Here is a 17,099-nt window from a genome sequence, read left to right as displayed (position 1 = left end):
AGGGGGGCAAAAAAAGAGGTGGCCCAGGGGCCACCTCGCTATTGTGCCGACTAACTCAGAGGAATGGTACCGTCCATCACCTTGTAGAAGGCCAGCACGGCAAACCCCAGCAGGGCCGCCGTCATCCCCTGCTCCAGCCGGTTGAGGCCGCGCAGGCCATGATGCTGACGCGCCTTCCAGTAGATGAAGATGCCCGGGCTGTAGAGCAGGGCCACCAGCAGCAGGTACTCGATCCCGGCGGCATAGACCAGCCAGCAACCGTAGCCGGTGGCCACCAGGGCCAGCATCATGTCCCGTTTGCGCTGATGGGGCTGGCCCTGATAGGTCTGGCCGCTCAGGGCCAGCTTGAGGCCATAGGCGCCGGAGAAGACGTAAGGCACCAGGGCCGCGGCCGTGGTGATGTTGACCAGGGCCAGATAGGTGCTGCTCTGGAAATAGATGATGATGAGGAAGACCTGTACCAGGCAGGTGGAGCACCAGAGGGCGACACTGGGGGAGCCCCGCTCGTTCTCCCGGGCGAACCAGGCCGGAAAGACCCCGGTCTTGCCGGCGATGAAGGGCACCTCCGCCGCCAGCACTGTCCAGCTCAGCAGGGCCCCCATCACCGAGATCACCAGGCCGATGTTGATGAGCCAGGCGCCCCAGGGGCCGACCACGGCCTCCAGTATCATGGCGGTGGAGGGGTTTTTCATGGCCGCCAGCTCGGGCTGGCTCATCACCCCCAGGGAGAAGAGGGTGACCATGACATAGAGGGTCAGGGCGCCGAGCAGGGCCAGCACGGTGGCGCGGCCCACGTCCTTGCGATGGCGGGCCCGGGCCGAGACCACCACGGCCCCCTCGATGCCGATGAAGACCCAGAGGGTCACCTTCATGGTGGACTTGACCTGCTCCATCACGGAGCCAAGCTCCGCATTGCCCTGGCCCCAGATGTCCAGGGTGAAGGTATCCAGATTGAAGGCGAGCAGCACGGCGACGCAGAACACGATGAGGGGCACCATCTTGGCGATGGTGGTCACCATGTTGACCAGGGCCGCCACCTGCACTCCCCGCAGCACCAGGGCGTGTACCGACCAGATGAGCAGGGAGGCCAGCGTGATGGCGACCGGGGTGTTGCCATCCCCGAAGATGACCCTGTCCGGGGTGTCGAAGAAGTAGCTCAGGGCGCTGAACACCACCACGGCATAGGAGACGTTGGCCAGCAGCTGGCAGATCCAGTAGCCCCAGGCGGCGTTGAAGCCGACGAAGTCACCGAAACCGGCCTTGGCATAGCTGAAGATGCCGCCATCGAGATCCGGGCGGCGCAGGGAGAGGGTCTGATAGACCAGGGCCAGGCAGATCATGCCCATCCCGGTGATGGTCCAGCCCAGGGCCACGGCCCCGACGCTGGCATGGGCGGCGATGTTCTGCGGCAGGCTGAACACACCGGCCCCTATCATGGAGCCGATCACCAGCGAGATGAGCGCACCGAGCCCGAGTTTCTTGTCCATCGCTATCCTGTTGCTTGTCTGGGCGGCGGTTGAGGATCCCTGCTCAATTCGACACGCATCATCTGGGAGCGACTATCCCTGCCCCTGAAAAAGGCGGCAACTATATTGCATGACTATACGGCTCGCAATCCTTCGCCATATCGATCGTTGGCCACCTTGACCGGGCGCAATTTTACAGAAGTACGGGGATCGGCGTGTGAGCTGGGTCAAACTCTGCCGGATTGGGGCCAGATCCCGCCATCTTTTCCCTCTGCCCCCCCATGGCGCCTTGCATGGCCATGCAGAGGCCCCCTTGCCCCTGCAAATGACGACGGGGAGCCCAGGGCTCCCCGTCGCCGGCCGCCTTTGGCCGTCTTGGGCTAGATCCGCAGGCCGCCGTCCAGCTCTATCATGCGCCCGGAGAGATAGTCGTTGCCGAGGATGAAGGCCACCGCATCGGCCAGCTGATCGGCCTGCCCCAGGCGAGCGGCAGGGATCGCTTGCAACATGCGATCCATGGCCTCGGGTTTCATGGCCGCCGTCATCTCGGTGGCAAACACCCCGGGGGCGATGCCCATCACCCGGATGCCGTGGCGGGCCAGCTCCCGCGCCCAGGTCACCACCAGGGCGGCCACCCCCGCCTTGCTGGCGGCATAGTTGCTCTGCCCCATGTTGCCGGCCCGGGCGATGGAGGAGATGTTGATGATGACCCCTCCCTCGCCGTGGCGCGCCATCAGGGCCGCCCCCTCCCGCCCGCACAGGAAGGTGCCGGTCAGATTGACGTCGATCACCGCCTGCCATTGGGCCAGGCTCATCTTCTCCACCAGCGCCCCCTCTTTCACCTTGATCAGCATGCCGTCCCGCAGGATCCCGGCGCAGTTGACGAGGCCGGCGAGGGAGCCCAGATGCTCGATGGCGGCAAAGCTCGCCTCCACCTCCTGCTCGTCGGCCACGTTGCAGACATGGAGCGAGCAGACGCCGCCCCGGCTCTGCAGCTCGGCCTCGGTGATCTCCAGATCCGCCCGGTTGACATCGATCAGGGCCAGCCTGGCCCCCCGGGCCGCCAACGCCAGGGCGATGGCCCGCCCCAGCCCTCGCCCCGCCCCTGTCACGGCGATCAGCTTGTTGTTCAGTTCCATTTCGGCTCCTCGTTGTCTCTGCTGACGGGCCAGGTGCGCCCCGCCCCTTGGCCATCTCGTCTCACTCGGCTTCCCGATAGAGGTTGAGGATGCTGGAGAAATCCCGCTCCCCCTCCCCCCGGCTGGCATGCAGGTTGAACAGGTTGCGGGCCAGGGCCCCCAGGGGAACGGCGCTGTGGGCATGTTCGGCCAGGGCCATGGCCAGCCCCAGGTCTTTCACCATGAGCCGGGTCATGAAGCCCCCCTGATAGCCGCGCGATGCGGGCACATTCTCCATCACCCCGGGCCAGGGATTGTAACGTTCCAGGCTCCAGTTGCTGCCCGAGCTCTTGGCCATGATGCCGGAGAGCACGGCCGGATCCAGCCCCTCCTTCACCCCCAGCGCCAGGGCCTCCGCGGTGCCCGCCATCTGGATGGCGAGCAGCATGTTGTTGCACATCTTGGCGATCTGGCCCGCCCCCAGGCCCCCGGCATGGAACAGGTTCTGCCCCATGTGGGCCAGCACCGGCTTGGCCGCCTCGAAATCGGCGCGCTCGCCACCGACGATAAAGGTGAGGGTGCCAGCCGCCGCCCCCGCCACCCCGCCGGAGACGGGGGCATCGATGAAGCGATGACCCAGGGCCCGGGCGGCCTCCCCCACGGCCCGGGCCGAGGCCACGTCTATGGTGGAGCAGTCGATGACCAGGGTGTCCGGGCTCAGCGCGGCCAGCAGGCCGTTGCCCACTCTGTCCCCAGAGCCAGATCCGAGCCAGAGCCCCACCACATGCTCCCCGGCGGGCAGCATGCTGATCACCAGATCGCACCCCGCGACCGCCTGGGCGGCGCTGGCGGCGCAATGACAGCCCGCCTGCTCGGCGGCGATAAGATGATCGGGCAGCAGATCGAACACCTGCACCCTCAGCCCAGCCCTGGCCAGGTTGGCCGCCATGGGCCCCCCCATGTTGCCAAGGCCGATAAACCCTACCCCTGTGATCATGATGCTCTCCCTTGCTTGTCAGCTTGTTGCTTCAGCCCGCGCCAGAGCGGGTTGTCCGTCTCCCCCGCCAGGGCCGGCCAGCGGTAGAAGTCCGCGATCCCGTCCAGGGCCTCGGGCCCCTGCCAGTGAGGCTCCTTGTCCTTGTCGATGAGCAGCGCCCTGACCCCTTCGATAAAATCCCCCCTCAGCACGCAGTTCACCGACAGGGTCAGCTCCTCGGCGAAGGCTTCGGCCAGGGAGAGGTGACGCCCCTGCCAGTATTGGCGCCACAGCAAGGCCCGGCTCAAAGGGCTGCCGCCGCGGCAGGTCTCCCGCTGCTGGGCCAGCGCCCCCTCCAGGGGCGCCGCGAACAGGCGGGCCAGCACCCCCGCCAGGCTGCGGCCCGCCAGCAGGGCCTCGATCTGTTCCCGCCAGGGCAGCAAGAGGGGCGGCGGCAGGGTCGCCCGGGCCGCCAGGGCCGAGAAGCACAACGCCAGCGCGTCATCCAGGGCCTCGCCATCCTGTTGCCAGTCCAGCGCCAGCAGCGCCGCCATCAGACGGGGGTGATCGGTGCGGGCCAGTCCCCAGTCCGCCAGCCCCAGCCCCAGGGCATCGGCGCCGTTGCAGCGGGCCCCGGTGAGGCCGAGCCAGAGCCCGAGCCGCCCGGGCAGGCGGCTCAGCCACCAGCTCGCCCCCACATCGGGGTAGAGGCCTATGCTCACCTCCGGCATGGCCAGCAGGCTCGAGTCCGTTACCAGCCGAAAACGGGCTCCCGCCAGCAGCCCCATGCCGCCGCCCATGCAGATGCCGTCGGCGAGGCAGACAAGGGGCTTGCCATACTGATGGATCAGCAGGTCGAGCCGGTACTCCTGCAAGAAGAAGTCCCGCGCATAGTGAAACAGTTCGCCATCGCTCATGCGCTGGCGCTCATGGTAGAAGGAGCGGATATCCCCCCCGGCGCAAAACGCCTTCTCCCCCGCTCCCTCCAGCAGCACGGCGCACACCCGGGGATCTTGCTCCCAGTCGCGCAGGTGCCGAGTCAGGACCTGGATCATCGGCAGGCTCAAGGCATTGAGGGAGGCGGGGCTGTCCAGGGTCAACACCCCGAGCCATCGGCCATCCCGGGTCGGCAACCGCTCTGCCCGGACTCCCTCTCTCATCTCAGATGTCATCGATACCCCCTCATCCCGGCTGCTGGTTCGGTTCATTGCGCTCCCTCGCCGCCCCATAACGCCAGCGCGGCGCCCGCTTCTCGAGAAAGGCGGCCACCCCCTCCCGCTGATTGGGGTCCTCGAAGAGACCGAGGAAGAGGGTGCGCTCCATGGGCAGGGCCTGATCCCTGGGGCGGCGACGCCCCTCGTTGATGAGCTGCTTGCAGGCGCGCAGGGCGGCCGGGCTCTGGCGCTCGGCATGGGTCGCCATCTGGCGCGCCGCCTCCCAGGCGCGGCCCACCTTGACCACCTCCTCCACCAGGCCGATCTGGTAGGCCAGGGTGGCATCCACCTTCTCGCCGCACAGTATCATGCGCTTGGCCCAGCCCGGCCCCACCAGCTCGGTCAGGCGCTGGGTGCCGCCGGCGCAGGGCAGCAGGCCCACCGACGCCTCCGGCAGCCCCATGATGGCCTGCTGCTCGGCGATGCGAATGTCGCAGGCGAGCGCCACCTCCAGGCCCCCTCCCATGGCAAAGCCATTGATGGCGGCGATGCTGACCCCGTGAAAGCGGGCCAGGGCCTCGAATGCCTCGCCAAAGGCCTGGGCCACCTGCTCGGCATGCTGGCTATCGCCATCGGCAAACATCTTGAGATCGGCGCCGGCGCAGAAGAACTTGTCGCCGGCCCCGCGCACGACCAGGGCCACTATCTCGGGTTTGCCATCGAGTTCGGCCATCATCTGCACGAAGGCACGCAGGCTGGCCAGGGTCCAGGTGTTGGCGGGGGGATGGTCGAGGGTGATATAGGCCACGTGGCCGTGGTATTCCAGCTGTATCCTCGTCATGGGATCGTCCTTGTGTGTGGGCAGCATCTGGCGCCCCTCATTCCAGGATCAGGGAGGGGGTCGCCAGCAGGCGGCGGGCGATGATGAGCCGCATCACCTCGTTGGTCCCCTCCAGGATGCGATGGACCCGGGTGTCACGCAGGTAACGCTCGAGCGGGTATTCGCGGATATAACCATAGCCGCCAAAGAGTTGCAGGGCCTCGTCGCAGACCCGATAGCCCACATCCGTGGCCAGGCGCTTGGCCATGGCGCACCAGGCGCTCTTGTCCGGGCTGCCGCCGTCGAGCTTGGCGGCGGCCTGCCGCACCAGCAGGCGGGCGGCGGCGAGCTCGGTGGCCATGTCCGCCAGACGAAACTGCACGCTCTGGAATTCGCCGATGGGATGGCCAAATTGCTGGCGCTGCTGCACATGGGCAAGGGCGTCATCCAGGGCCTGCTGGGCGGTGCCCACCGAGCAGCTGGCGATGTTGATGCGCCCCCCATCAAGGGCCTGCATGGCAAACCTGAACCCTTCTCCCTCCTCCCCCAGCCGGTAACGGGCGGGGATGCGCACGGCGCTGAAACTCACCTCCCGGGTCGGCTGGCTGTGCCAGCCCATCTTCTCCTCCGCCTTGCCATAGCTCACACCCGGCGTATCGGCGGGCACCATAAAGGCGGAAATGCCCCTGGCTCCCTCCCCCCCGGTGCGGGCCATCACCACCAGCACCTGGGTGCTGCCCGCCCCCGAGATGAACACCTTGCTGCCCTCGAGGAGGTAGTCATCGCCGTCTCGCACCGCGCGGGTCTTGAGGGCGGCGGCGTCCGATCCCGCCCCCGGCTCGGTGAGGCAATAGGAGCCCAGCAGCTCGCCGCTGGCCAGCCTCGGTACCCATTCTGCTGCCACCTCGGGAGGCAGCCAGCTGCCCAGCATCCAGCTCACCATGTTGTGGATGGTCAGGTAGGCGGTGGTGGAGGTGCAGCCCATGGCCAGACGCTCGAAGATGAGGCAGGCATCGAGGCGCGGCAGGCCGAGGCCGCCGTACTGCTCCGGGGTATAGAGGCCGCAAAAGCCGAGCGCCGCCGCCTCCCTGATGGTGGGGATGGGGAACTCGTGATCCCTGTCCCAGCGGGCGGCATTGGGCTTGAGCGCCTCGTTGGCAAAGGCGGTGGCAGCCTCGCAGTAGGCGCGCTGATCCTCGGTCAAATTGAAATTCATGGGCAACTCGCCTCCCTCAGCGCAGGTGGATGGTCATGTTGGGGCCTGTGGCGATGTCTTCGTCGAACCAGCGCTCGGTCACCGTCTTGGTCTCGGTGTAGAAACGCACCGCCTGCTTGCCGTAGGCGTGCAGATCCCCGTAGAAGGAGCCGCGCCAGCCGGTGAAGGAGAAGAACGGCAGCGGCACCGGGATGGGCACATTGATCCCCACCTGGCCCACCGCCACCTCGTGGCGAAACTTGCGGGCCGCGGCGCCGCAGCCGGTGAAGAGGGAGGTGCCGTTGCCATAGGGGTTGGCGTTGATGAGGGCGAGCGCCTCGTCCAGACTCTCCACCTCCAGACAGGCGAGCACAGGGCCGAAGATCTCCTCCTTATAGATGCGCATCTCGGGGGTCACGCCACGAAACAGGGTGGGCCCCACCCAGTTGCCCACCGGGTAGCCGGGCACGTCGCAAAAACGCCCGTCCAGCAGACACTGGGCCCCCTCGGCCATGCCTGCTTCAATCAACCCCTCGACTCGAACCTTGGCTTCAGGGCTGATAAGGGGACCATAAGCTGCCTCGGGATCGTGCCAGACACCCGGCTTGACCCTGGCAAACTCGGCGGCGAGATCCGGGATCCAGTCGCGGGCGCTGCCCACGAACACCGCCACGCTGATGGCCATGCAGCGCTGGCCGGCCGCCCCCACCCCGGCCCCTACCAGGTTGCCGAGCACCTGCGCCTTGTTGGCATCGGGCATGATCACCATGTGGTTCTTGGCGCCGACGAAGCACTGGGCCCGCTTGAGGTGGTCGGTGGCGGTGCGATAGACGTGGGCGCCGACCCGGGCCGAGCCCACGAAGCTCACCGCCTTGACGTCAGGGTGGGCCAGCAGCGCATCCACCTGCTCGGCGCCGCCATGCACCACGCTGAGGATGCCCGCCGGCGCCCCCGCCTCGGTAAACAGCTCGGCCAGGCGCATGGGGGTCAGGGGATCCTGCTCGGAGGGCTTGAGCACGAAGCCGTTGCCGCAGGCCACCGCCAGGGGAAACATCCACAGCGGTATCATGGCCGGGAAGTTGAACGGCGTGATGCCGACGCAGACCCCGAGCGGCTGCACCCAGGAGTGGCCATCCACCCGGCGCGCCACATTGCCCATGGTCTCCCCCATGGTCTGGCTGGCAACGCCGCAGGCCTGCTCCACCACCTCGATGCCGCGCCACACATCCCCCTTGGCGTCGGCGAAGTTCTTGCCGGTCTCCTGGGCCAGCAGGGTCGCCAGCTCGTCGTGATGCTGTTTCAGCAGATGCTGATAGTTGAACATGACCCGGGCCCGCTCGGGAGCCGGCACCTCCCGCCACAGCAGATAGGCGTCGTGAGCGGCCCGCACCGCCAGATCCACCTCCTCGGCCGTGGCCCTGGGGGCGCGCGCCAGCAGGCTCTGATCCGCCGGATTGGTCACCTCGATCCAGGACTCGCTCGCGGAAGGATAGGCTTCGCCGCCGATATAGAGCGGCAGATCCCCGTACTGGGTATGGTGTTGGCTCATGCCGCACTCTCCTTGGCTGCCCGGTGGCTGGCACTGTGCCAGAGCCCCTCAGGCAGGCCGGCAGACCGGATGCACTCGCTGATCATCTTGCTCACTCCTTGCGTTTGCCCGCTCGGGGCTATGCCCCTTGCAGTCGGCACTCAACGAATCTACCTTAGACTAACAACTCATTTACGTTTACGCTAACGTAAACTTAAATCACGAATGGACTGACCAGTTTCCCTTCCGTTTCGGGAGCGCGAGACAGGTGAGCACCAGAGACCAAGGAGAGCAAGGATGCATGCCCTGATGGATGAAACCCTGTGCGCCCTGACCGAACAGGTCGAGGCCTTCTGCCAGAAAATGATCGCCCCGCGCGCCGCCGAGATTGACCAGAGCAACGCCTTCCCGCGCGACCTCTGGCCCTTGATGGGTGAGCTTGGGCTCCACGGCATTACGGTGGCGGAAGAGTATGAGGGGGTGGATCTGGGTTATCTGGCCCATGTGCTGGTGATGGAGCAGGTGAGCCGCGCCAGTGCCTCGGTCGGCCTCTCCTACGGCGCCCACTCCAACCTCTGCATCAACCAGATCCACCGCCACGGCACCCCTGATCAGAAGGCGCGCTATCTACCCGATCTGGTGAGCGGCAAACAGGTGGGGGCGCTCGCCATGAGCGAGCCGGGGGCCGGCTCAGACGTGGTCAGCATGCGGCTCACCGCGGTACGCGAGGACGATCACTATGTGCTGAACGGCAACAAGATGTGGATCACCAATGGGCCCGATGCGGACACCTTCGTCATCTATGCCAAGACGGATGCCAATGCCGGGGCCAAGGGGATCTCCGCCTTTATCGTCGAGGCGGGCACCCCGGGATTCACCACGGCCCAGAAGCTCGACAAGCTCGGCATGCGCGGCTCCAGCACCTGCGAGCTGGTGTTCGACCACTGCCGGGTGCCGGCCGAGAACCTGCTCGGCCCCCTGCACGGCGGGGCCCGGGTGCTGATGAGCGGCCTCGACTACGAGCGGGTGGTGCTGGCCGCCGGTCCCCTTGGCATCATGCAGGCCTGCATGGACGTGGTGCTGCCCTATGTGCGCGAACGCAAGCAGTTCGGCCAGGCCATAGGGGATTTCCAACTGGTGCAGGGCAAGCTGGCGGACATGTATACCCGCCTGGCCAGCAGCCGCGCCCTGGTCTATTCGGTGGCAGCGGCCTGCGATCTGGGCCGTACCAGCCGCAAGGATTGCGCCGCCGCCATCCTGTTTGCCGCGGAGAATGCCACCCAGATGGCGCTCGATGCCATCCAGCTGCTCGGCGGCAACGGCTACATCAACGACTACCCCACAGGCCGCCTGCTGCGGGACGCCAAGCTCTACGAGATAGGGGCCGGCACCTCGGAGATCCGCCGCTGGCTCATCGGCCGCGAGCTGATGGGAGAGCAGGTATGACGCGTCTTCCTTTGTCACCTGCCATCGGCAACAACAACCAGATGGGGGAACACCCATGAGCCAGATCCACTCCCGCCTGGATACAACGAGCGCCGAGTTTGCCGCCAATCGGGCCGCCATGCAGGCCCTGGTGGCCGATCTCAACGCCCGCCTCGCCGAGATAGCCCAGGGCGGCGGCGCGGCCAACAACGCCCGCCACCAGGCCCGCGGCAAGCTGCTGCCCAGAGAGCGCATCGATCAGCTGCTCGACCCCGGCTCCCCCTTCCTCGAGCTCTCGGCCCTGGCCGCCTGGCAGGTCTATGAGGAACCCGTGCCCGCCGCCGGCATCATCACAGGGCTAGGCCAGATCGCGGGCCGGCTCTGCCTGCTGGTGGTGAACGACGCCACCGTCAAGGGGGGCACCTACTACCCCCTCACGGTGAAAAAGCACCTGCGGGCCCAGGCCATCGCCGAGCGGCTGCGCCTCCCCTGCCTCTATCTGGTGGATTCCGGCGGCGCCTTCCTTCCCATGCAGGACGAGGTGTTCCCCGACAGGGAGCATTTTGGCCGCATCTTCTACAACCAGGCCCGCATGTCGGCCCAGAATATCCCCCAGCTCGCCGTGGTGATGGGGCTGTGCACCGCAGGGGGCGCCTATGTGCCCGCCATGGCGGACGAGTCCATCATGGTAAAGGAGCAGGCAACCATCTTCCTGGCGGGCCCGCCCCTGGTCAAGGCCGCCACCGGCGAGGAGATCAGCGCCGAGGCCCTGGGGGGCGCCCTGGTGCACTGCGCCCACTCCGGGGTCGCCGATCACCTGGCCGAAGACGATGGCCATGCCCTGGCCATCGCCCGCACCTTGGTGAGCAATCTGGGGGAAAACAGCCTGCCAGCCTCAGGTTTGCCTGGGTGCCACCCGAGCTACGATGAGCCCCTCTATCCCATCGAGGAGCTCTATGGCCTGGTGGGCACCAGCCTCAAGCGCGCCTATGACGCCCGGGAGCTCATCGCCCGCCTGGTGGATGGCTCTGTGCTGGATGAATTCAAGGCCCTGTTCGGCACCACACTCGTCACCGGCTTTGCCCGCATCCAGGGCATGCAAGTGGGGATCCTAGCCAACAACGGCGTGCTCCACAGCGACAGCGCCCAGAAAGGCGCCCACTTCATCCAGCTGTGCAACAGGCGCGCCATTCCCCTGCTGTTTTTGCAGAACATCACCGGCTTCATGGTGGGCAGTCAGGCCGAGCGGGAGGGGATCGCCAAGCACGGCGCCAAGCTGGTCACCGCCGTGGCCTGCAGCCGGGTGCCCAAGATCACCCTGATCGTCGGCGGCAGCTTTGGCGCCGGCAACTACGGCATGTGCGGCCGCGCCTATGAGCCCGATTTTCTGTTCAGCTGGCCGGGCAGTCGCATCTCCGTCATGGGGGGCGAGCAGGCGGCCAATGTGCTGGTGCAGGTGCGCCGGGACAAGCTGGCGGCCGAGGGCAAGACCCTGGGCGAGCAGGAGGCGGAGGCCATGCGCGCCCCCGTGATCGCGCAGTACGAGCGCCAGGGCCACCCCTACTATGCCAGTGCCAGGCTCTGGGATGACGGCGTCATCGACCCGGCCCAGAGCCGCACCGTGCTGGCCCTGGCATTGGCCGCCTGCCAGGGAGCCAGACCCGGGCCCGAGCAATACGGCATCTTCCGGATGTAAGGAGTGCGACATGTCCGACCCACTGTGCAATGACCCCCTGGCCGGCTGTCGGCTGGAGCGCCACGGCCCCCTGGCCGAGCTGGTGCTGGCACGCCCGGCGCGCCACAACGCCCTCGACGCCGCGCTGATGCAGGGCTTGCTCGACTGCCTGGGGGAACTGGCCCATGGCCAGACCGAACGCCCCCATGCCCTGCTGCTGCGGGCCGAGGGCAACCACTTTTGCGCCGGCGCCGATCTCAACTGGATGCGCCACCAGCTCCATAGCGACTTCGATCCCAGCTCGTTTGAAAAAAACAGGGAGGATGCCCGGGTGCTGGCGCACCTGATGCAAGCCCTGGACGAGCTCCCCTTCCCCACCCTGGCCCTGGTGCAGGGGGCGGCCTATGGCGGGGCGCTCGGCCTGCTCTGTGCCTGTGACATGGTGCTGGCCAGCGAGGATGCGCGCTTCTGCCTCTCCGAGGTGAGCCTGGGACTGGTGCCTGCGGTGATCAGCCCCTATGTGGTGCGCGCCATGGGGATGCGCCAGGCCCGCCGCTACATGCTGAGCGCCGAGCCCTTCGATGCCATCACCGCCTGCCGCCTCAACGTGGCGCACCGGCTCTGCTCGCCGGGGACGCTGCTCTCGGAAGGACGGGCTTTAGGCATGCGCCTGTGTCGCAACGGCCCCCAGGCGATGAAGGAGACCAAGCGACTGCTGGCCGCCATCGAGCACCAGCCCGGCCGCCAGTACGAAGAGCGAACCGTCGAGACCATCGCCCGGGTGCGGGTCGGCCTCGAAGCCCAGGAGGGGATCCAGGCCTTCTTCGACAAGCGCCCCCCCAGCTGGCGCCCCCGTTTCAAGGATGAGACATGACGCAATACCGACCCATCAAGGGCCTGCTGGTCGCCAGCCGCGGCGAGGATCACCGGGGGGATCAACCCCTTGCCCCCCTCAATCGCTCCATGAACGAGGGTGCCTTTATGAATAACGAGGAGCAGACATGACAGATCAGACTCCCATCCAGCGTCTGCTGATCGCCAATCGCGGCGAAATTGCCGTGCGCATCATCAAGACGGCGAAACGCCTCGGCATTCACACCATAGCCCTCTACTCGGATGCCGACGCCCGCGCCATGCACGTGAGGCAAGCCGACGAGGCCTGGCATCTGGGGCCCGCCCCCGCGCGGGAGAGCTACCTCGACACCGCCAAGGTGCTGAAGATTGCCCGCGAGGCCGGGGCCGACGCCGTGCACCCCGGCTACGGCTTTCTGTCGGAGAACAGCGACTTTGCCAACGCCTGCGCCAACCTGGGGCTGCGCTTCATCGGCCCGGGCGGCGCCGCCATTCGCGCCATGGGGGACAAGTCCGGCGCCAAGGCACTGATGGAGGCGGCAGGCGTCCCCGTGCTGCCCGGCTATCACGGCCCGGATCAAGACCCCGACTTGCTGCGTGATCAGGCAAGCCGCATCGGCTTTCCGCTGCTGATCAAGGCCGCCAGCGGCGGCGGTGGCAAGGGGATGCGCCGGGTCGAGCAGATTGACGAGTTTGACGCCGCCCTGGCGGCGGTGAAACGGGAAGCCCTGGCCGCCTTCGGGGATGACAACGTGCTGCTGGAGCGCTACCTCCCCCGTGCCCGCCACGTGGAGGTGCAGGTCTTCGCCGATACCCTGGGCCATGCCATTTACCTGGGGGACAGGGACTGCTCCTTGCAGCGCCGCCACCAGAAGGTGATCGAAGAGGCCCCCGCCCCCGACATAGCCCCGGCGCTTCGCCGCGCCATGGGCGAAGCCGCCGTGGCCGCAGCCCGGGCCATCGACTATGTGGGGGCCGGCACCATCGAATTTCTGCTGTGCGGGGACGCATTCTTCTTCATGGAGATGAACACCCGGCTGCAGGTGGAGCACCCGGTCACCGAGGCGGTCACCGGCCAGGATCTGGTGGCCTGGCAGCTGGCGGTGGCCGAGGGCAGGCCGCTGCCGCTCACCCAGGAAGACGTGGTGCTGAGCGGCCATGGGGTGGAGGCGCGCCTCTATGCCGAGGACGTTGGCGCAGGCTTCTTGCCCGCGAGCGGCCCCATCCACTGGCTGCACTGGCCACAGGGGGTGCGCATCGACACAGGTGTGAGCGCCGGCGATGAGGTGAGCCCCTATTACGATCCCATGATCGCCAAGCTGGTCGCCCACGGCCAGAGCCGCGCCCAGGCCTTCGCCAGGCTGGCCGATGCCCTGGCAGCCTTGAGTCTCGGCCCCCTGGTGCACAACGGCCCGCTCTTGCTGCGCCTTTGCGAGGAGCCGGACGTGCTGACCATGGCGCATCACACCCAGTGGCCCATTCCCACCGAATCCCTGGCCACCCCGGACCTCGCCTGGCCGCTGGCCACCCTCTGGCTCGCCAGCCGCACCGGCCCCTCCCCCTGGCAGCAGGCCCCCGGCTTTCGGCTGGGGGAGAGCAGGAGCCTCTCGGCGGCGGTGCGCATCGGCGAGGAGAGCCGGGTGCTGACCCTGGCCGGGCACGGCGATCGGCTCACCTGGCAGGGGGAAACCTACCCCTATGCGCTGGGCACTGATCATATCCGCCTGCAGCGGGCGGGCCGCTGGCTGCGCTGCCCCGTCACCCCGGGGGCAGACGGGGCCTTCGTGCTGCAACTCGATGGCAGGCGCATTCCTTTCGCCGCCGATGATCACCGCCATCGGCACCCTGGTGATCACCAGGCCCCTGACCCTCAGGGGGCGATCGCCCCCATGCATGGCCTGGTGGTGGCCCTGCTGGTCGAGGCCGGGCAATCCGTCAGCCGGGGGCAACCCCTGCTGGTGATGGAGGCGATGAAGATGGAGCATCAGGTGCGCGCCGAGCAGGATGGGGTGATCGCCGAGCTGCTCTGCCAGGTGGGGCAGCAGATCAGCCAGGGAGTCTCCCTTGTGCGCTTTCAAGACGCGACCCGGGAGGGCGGCGAGCCGGCATCCACAGAGCAGGAGAGAACATGAAGAGTCACCATGAGGGGGCAAGATGACGCACATCATTGAAGGGGATGACAGGGTCAGCCTGGTCGAGGTGGGGCCGAGGGACGGCCTGCAGAACGAGGCCGTCCACCTCACCCTTGCCCAGAAGCGGGAGCTGATCACCCGGCTCGCGGCCAGCGGCCTGCAACGAATAGAGGTGGGGGCCTTCGTCTCCCCCAGGCGAGTGCCGCAGATGGCGGACTCCGCCGAACTGCTGGCCATGCTGCCCCGCCAGGGCCCGGTCCGTTATGGCGCCCTGGTGCCCAACCTGCAGGGCCTGCAGGCGGCGATCCAGGCCAGGGTGGACGAGATTGGCCTGTTCACCGCCTGCTCCGACGGCTTCACCCGCGCCAACATCGGCATCGGCGTGGAGGAATCACTGATCCGCTTCGCCCCCCTGGTGGCCGAGGCCCGCCGCCTCGGCATCAAGGTGCGCGGCTATCTTTCCACCGTTATCGCCTGCCCGTTCGACGGGCCCACCTCCCCCAAGCGGGTGGCGGCCGTGGCCGAGCGCCTGCTGGATCTGGGCTGCCACGAGATCTCCCTTGGGGACACCACAGGGGTCGGCACCCTGGGCACAGTAGTGCCCATGCTCGATGCGGTGCTCAGAGAGATCCCGGCGGGCCGCCTCGCGGTGCATTTTCATGACACCTATGGCCAGGCCCTTACCAACCTGATCCCCGCCCTGGAGCGGGGCATCCGCACCATAGACAGCTCGGTGGCCGGGCTCGGCGGCTGCCCCTATGCCCCCGGCGCCTCGGGCAACGTCGCCTCGGAAGAGGTTCTCTATCTGCTGCACGGCCTTGGCATGAGCACTGGGGTGAATCTGGACGCACTGGCCGCCACCGGCCAATGGGTGAGCGAGCAGCTCGGCCGCCCCAACGGCTCCCGGGTGGGTCGGGCCCTGTCCGCCCGGAGCAGGGGAAGCAGCATCGACGCCCAGGAGGGGAACTGCCATGCCACATGATCACGCAGGCAAGGAGATCACCTACAGCATCTCCGAGCTGGCCCAGGAGTTTGACATCACGGCCCGCACCATCCGCTACTACGAGGACGAGGGGCTCATCTCGCCGACCCGGGAGGGCCAGAACCGCATCTACAGCCACAAGGACAAGATCCGGCTGAAGTTGACCCTGCGCGGCAAGCGGCTCGGCTTCAGCCTGGCGGAGATCCGCGAGCTGTTCGACATGTACGACACCGACCGCTCCAGCCGTACCCAGCTGCTCTCCATGGTGCAGCTGATCGAAGCCAAGCGCGAGGCCCTGCGCCAGCAGCAAGAGGATATCCAGATGGTGCTGGCCGAGCTGGAGGCGGCGGAGCGCCGCTGCAGCGGGGCCCTGGATCTGCTGGCGGCTCGGGACGGCCAGCCTCGCAGCCAGACCTCTTGATCGACCCGGGGACAGGGCGGGCCCGGCCATGGCTCTGCCTTCCTCCGTCCCGACTGGCAGTGCCCCCTGTCGTTGAGGCTATGATGCAGCGCCGCTGACAGCCCTGTCATATCAAGCCCCCTACCCTCGGCTGCTGGCGGTGATCCTTGTCGTTGAGGCTATGTGCAGCGCTGCTGGCGGCCCTGTCATCGCACCCTGCCTTCCCCTCGGCTGCTGGCGGTGCACTTCTGGCGCTGACGGTATGGATCCGGCGCCGCAAACGAGCCTGTGCCCACCCCTCTCCTGCTCTGGCCGTCGGGCCCATTGCTCTGGGCAAACGCCTCGCTATCATCGGCCATGCCTTCCCTGGATGGCGAGCTGCCTGCCCGGCTCAGCCCCCGGCATGGATCCGGTTTTCCTGCCCCCTGGGACGGGCGGCAACCCAGCCATCGATGGCCTAATGCCGATGCCCTGTCGTTGCCCCTATGATGCTGGCGGCGCAGGCGACTCTTTGCTCAAGCTCCCCTTCCCTCGGCCGCTGGCTGAGTGCCCCTGGCGCTGACGGTATGGCCCCAGGCCGCTGGCGACTCTTTGATCAAGCTCCCCTTCCCTCGGCTGCTGGCTGAGTGCCCCTGGCGCTGACGGTATGGCCCCAGGCCGCTGGCGGTCCGAGGCCACCCCTCTCCCGCTCTGGCGGCGCCCACTGACCTCTTTCTGACGCCAGGATCACTGGCCCACGCCTCTTTCATGTTGACGGCGGAGACAACGGACTCGCGCCCCTTTCATGTTGATGGCAGAGACCACGGACTCGCGCCTCTTTCATGCAGGCGGCGAAGCCCTTTCCTCGGGGCAGACGGCAGCGCAGTGTGGTTTTCTACGCCACTAGTTTGATGGCATATCCTTGCCAGCCGGCCCCCGTGTTTACTGGCTTCTGCTTGATGGCCCTTGTCTGATGACTTTTGTCCGATTACCGTTTGTTTGTTGGCATATCTGGTTGGCAAGGAAGCAAATGACCCAGGGGTTGGCGGCGCGGAACCTGGCCCCGGGGCCAGGTTCCGCGGACATTCGCGGCCAAGGAGAGTAAAGGGGCCCTTTATCCCTGTTTCCCCTGACAAAGGGTCGCCAGGCAAGGGCCTGCGCCGGCTGGCGGCGCGCAGAGGGCCAAGGCCAACCCTGCCTGCGGACGAAACAAGCCGGAGCCGCCCCTGGGCATGGGCTCCCCGAGCCGGATCAACACAAAAAAATAACCTAAAAAGCGTTTTTCATTTACCAGATAACTACCACTTTTCCACGACCTATCGCCATTGTGGTCCGAGTTGCAGTTTTTTTATCATTAATCCCCCCTCCCCCCTTGCGAGGGCGTGGGGCCCTGCCTA

Annotated in this window: 14 protein-coding genes; 7 read left to right on the top strand and 7 right to left on the bottom strand. The window is 67.1% G+C overall.

The window, feature by feature from the left end:
- Positions 1 to 50: 50 nt before the first annotated feature.
- From ACLHZ1_RS08205 to ACLHZ1_RS08175, 7 genes are all read right to left on the bottom strand, one after another.
- Positions 51 to 1,487 carry a basic amino acid/polyamine antiporter gene (locus ACLHZ1_RS08205; RefSeq protein WP_427261675.1) on the bottom strand — a complete coding sequence of 479 codons (1,437 nt, stop codon included), beginning with the start codon at positions 1,485 to 1,487 and terminating at the stop codon, positions 51 to 53.
- Positions 1,488 to 1,846: 359 nt separating this feature from the next.
- Entirely contained in the window at positions 1,847 to 2,605 is a 759-nt protein-coding gene (locus tag ACLHZ1_RS08200; RefSeq protein ID WP_427261674.1) for an SDR family NAD(P)-dependent oxidoreductase, read from the bottom strand.
- A 61-nt stretch (positions 2,606 to 2,666) separates the two neighbouring features.
- Positions 2,667 to 3,578 (bottom strand): 3-hydroxyisobutyrate dehydrogenase, encoded by a 912-nt coding sequence (mmsB, locus tag ACLHZ1_RS08195; RefSeq protein ID WP_427261731.1) that lies wholly within the window; start codon positions 3,576 to 3,578, stop codon positions 2,667 to 2,669.
- Positions 3,578 to 4,720: an enoyl-CoA hydratase/isomerase family protein gene (locus tag ACLHZ1_RS08190; RefSeq protein ID WP_427261673.1), complete on the bottom strand. Its 1,143-nt coding sequence runs from the start codon at positions 4,718 to 4,720 to the stop codon at positions 3,578 to 3,580. Before ACLHZ1_RS08190 ends, mmsB begins: the two co-directional genes overlap by 1 nt.
- 22 nt (positions 4,721 to 4,742) lie before the next feature.
- Entirely contained in the window at positions 4,743 to 5,555 is an 813-nt protein-coding gene (locus ACLHZ1_RS08185; protein ID WP_408792932.1) for an enoyl-CoA hydratase, read from the bottom strand.
- Positions 5,556 to 5,592: 37 nt separating this feature from the next.
- Positions 5,593 to 6,750: an acyl-CoA dehydrogenase family protein gene (locus ACLHZ1_RS08180; protein ID WP_427261672.1), complete on the bottom strand. Its 1,158-nt coding sequence runs from the start codon at positions 6,748 to 6,750 to the stop codon at positions 5,593 to 5,595.
- Between the two features lie 16 nt (positions 6,751 to 6,766).
- Positions 6,767 to 8,278, bottom strand: a complete 1,512-nt coding sequence (locus ACLHZ1_RS08175; RefSeq protein WP_427261671.1) for a CoA-acylating methylmalonate-semialdehyde dehydrogenase — start codon at positions 8,276 to 8,278, stop codon at positions 6,767 to 6,769.
- A gap of 276 nt (positions 8,279 to 8,554) precedes the next feature.
- Between ACLHZ1_RS08175 and ACLHZ1_RS08170 the strand changes: the two genes are divergently transcribed.
- The 7 genes from ACLHZ1_RS08170 to ACLHZ1_RS08140 are packed head-to-tail and all read left to right on the top strand — an operon-like array spanning position 8,555 to position 15,744.
- On the top strand, positions 8,555 to 9,703 hold the full coding sequence (locus tag ACLHZ1_RS08170) for an isovaleryl-CoA dehydrogenase (RefSeq protein ID WP_427261670.1): 1,149 nt from the start codon (positions 8,555 to 8,557) through the stop codon (positions 9,701 to 9,703).
- Between the two features lie 55 nt (positions 9,704 to 9,758).
- A complete protein-coding gene (locus tag ACLHZ1_RS08165) occupies positions 9,759 to 11,378 on the top strand; it encodes a carboxyl transferase domain-containing protein (protein WP_427261669.1) in 1,620 nt (539 codons plus the stop codon).
- A gap of 10 nt (positions 11,379 to 11,388) precedes the next feature.
- Positions 11,389 to 12,231, top strand: a complete 843-nt coding sequence (locus ACLHZ1_RS08160) for an enoyl-CoA hydratase-related protein (RefSeq protein ID WP_427261668.1) — start codon at positions 11,389 to 11,391, stop codon at positions 12,229 to 12,231.
- Positions 12,228 to 12,362, top strand: coding sequence for a hypothetical protein (locus tag ACLHZ1_RS08155; protein WP_427261667.1), 135 nt, complete (start codon positions 12,228 to 12,230; stop codon positions 12,360 to 12,362). Before ACLHZ1_RS08160 ends, ACLHZ1_RS08155 begins: the two co-directional genes overlap by 4 nt.
- A complete protein-coding gene (locus ACLHZ1_RS08150) occupies positions 12,359 to 14,341 on the top strand; it encodes an acetyl/propionyl/methylcrotonyl-CoA carboxylase subunit alpha (protein WP_427261666.1) in 1,983 nt (660 codons plus the stop codon). Before ACLHZ1_RS08155 ends, ACLHZ1_RS08150 begins: the two co-directional genes overlap by 4 nt.
- A 22-nt stretch (positions 14,342 to 14,363) precedes the next feature.
- Positions 14,364 to 15,323, top strand: coding sequence for a hydroxymethylglutaryl-CoA lyase (locus ACLHZ1_RS08145; RefSeq protein ID WP_427261665.1), 960 nt, complete (start codon positions 14,364 to 14,366; stop codon positions 15,321 to 15,323).
- On the top strand, positions 15,313 to 15,744 hold the full coding sequence (locus tag ACLHZ1_RS08140) for a MerR family transcriptional regulator (protein WP_408792916.1): 432 nt from the start codon (positions 15,313 to 15,315) through the stop codon (positions 15,742 to 15,744). The genes ACLHZ1_RS08145 and ACLHZ1_RS08140 overlap by 11 nt, the downstream gene beginning before the upstream one ends.
- The last annotated feature ends 1,355 nt before the right edge of the window (positions 15,745 to 17,099 follow it).

This window comes from Aeromonas sobria (genome assembly GCF_050266975.1).
In the GTDB taxonomy this organism is placed as follows: domain Bacteria; phylum Pseudomonadota; class Gammaproteobacteria; order Enterobacterales; family Aeromonadaceae; genus Aeromonas; species Aeromonas sobria_B.
This window is presented reverse-complemented; position numbering and strand designations above follow the sequence as displayed.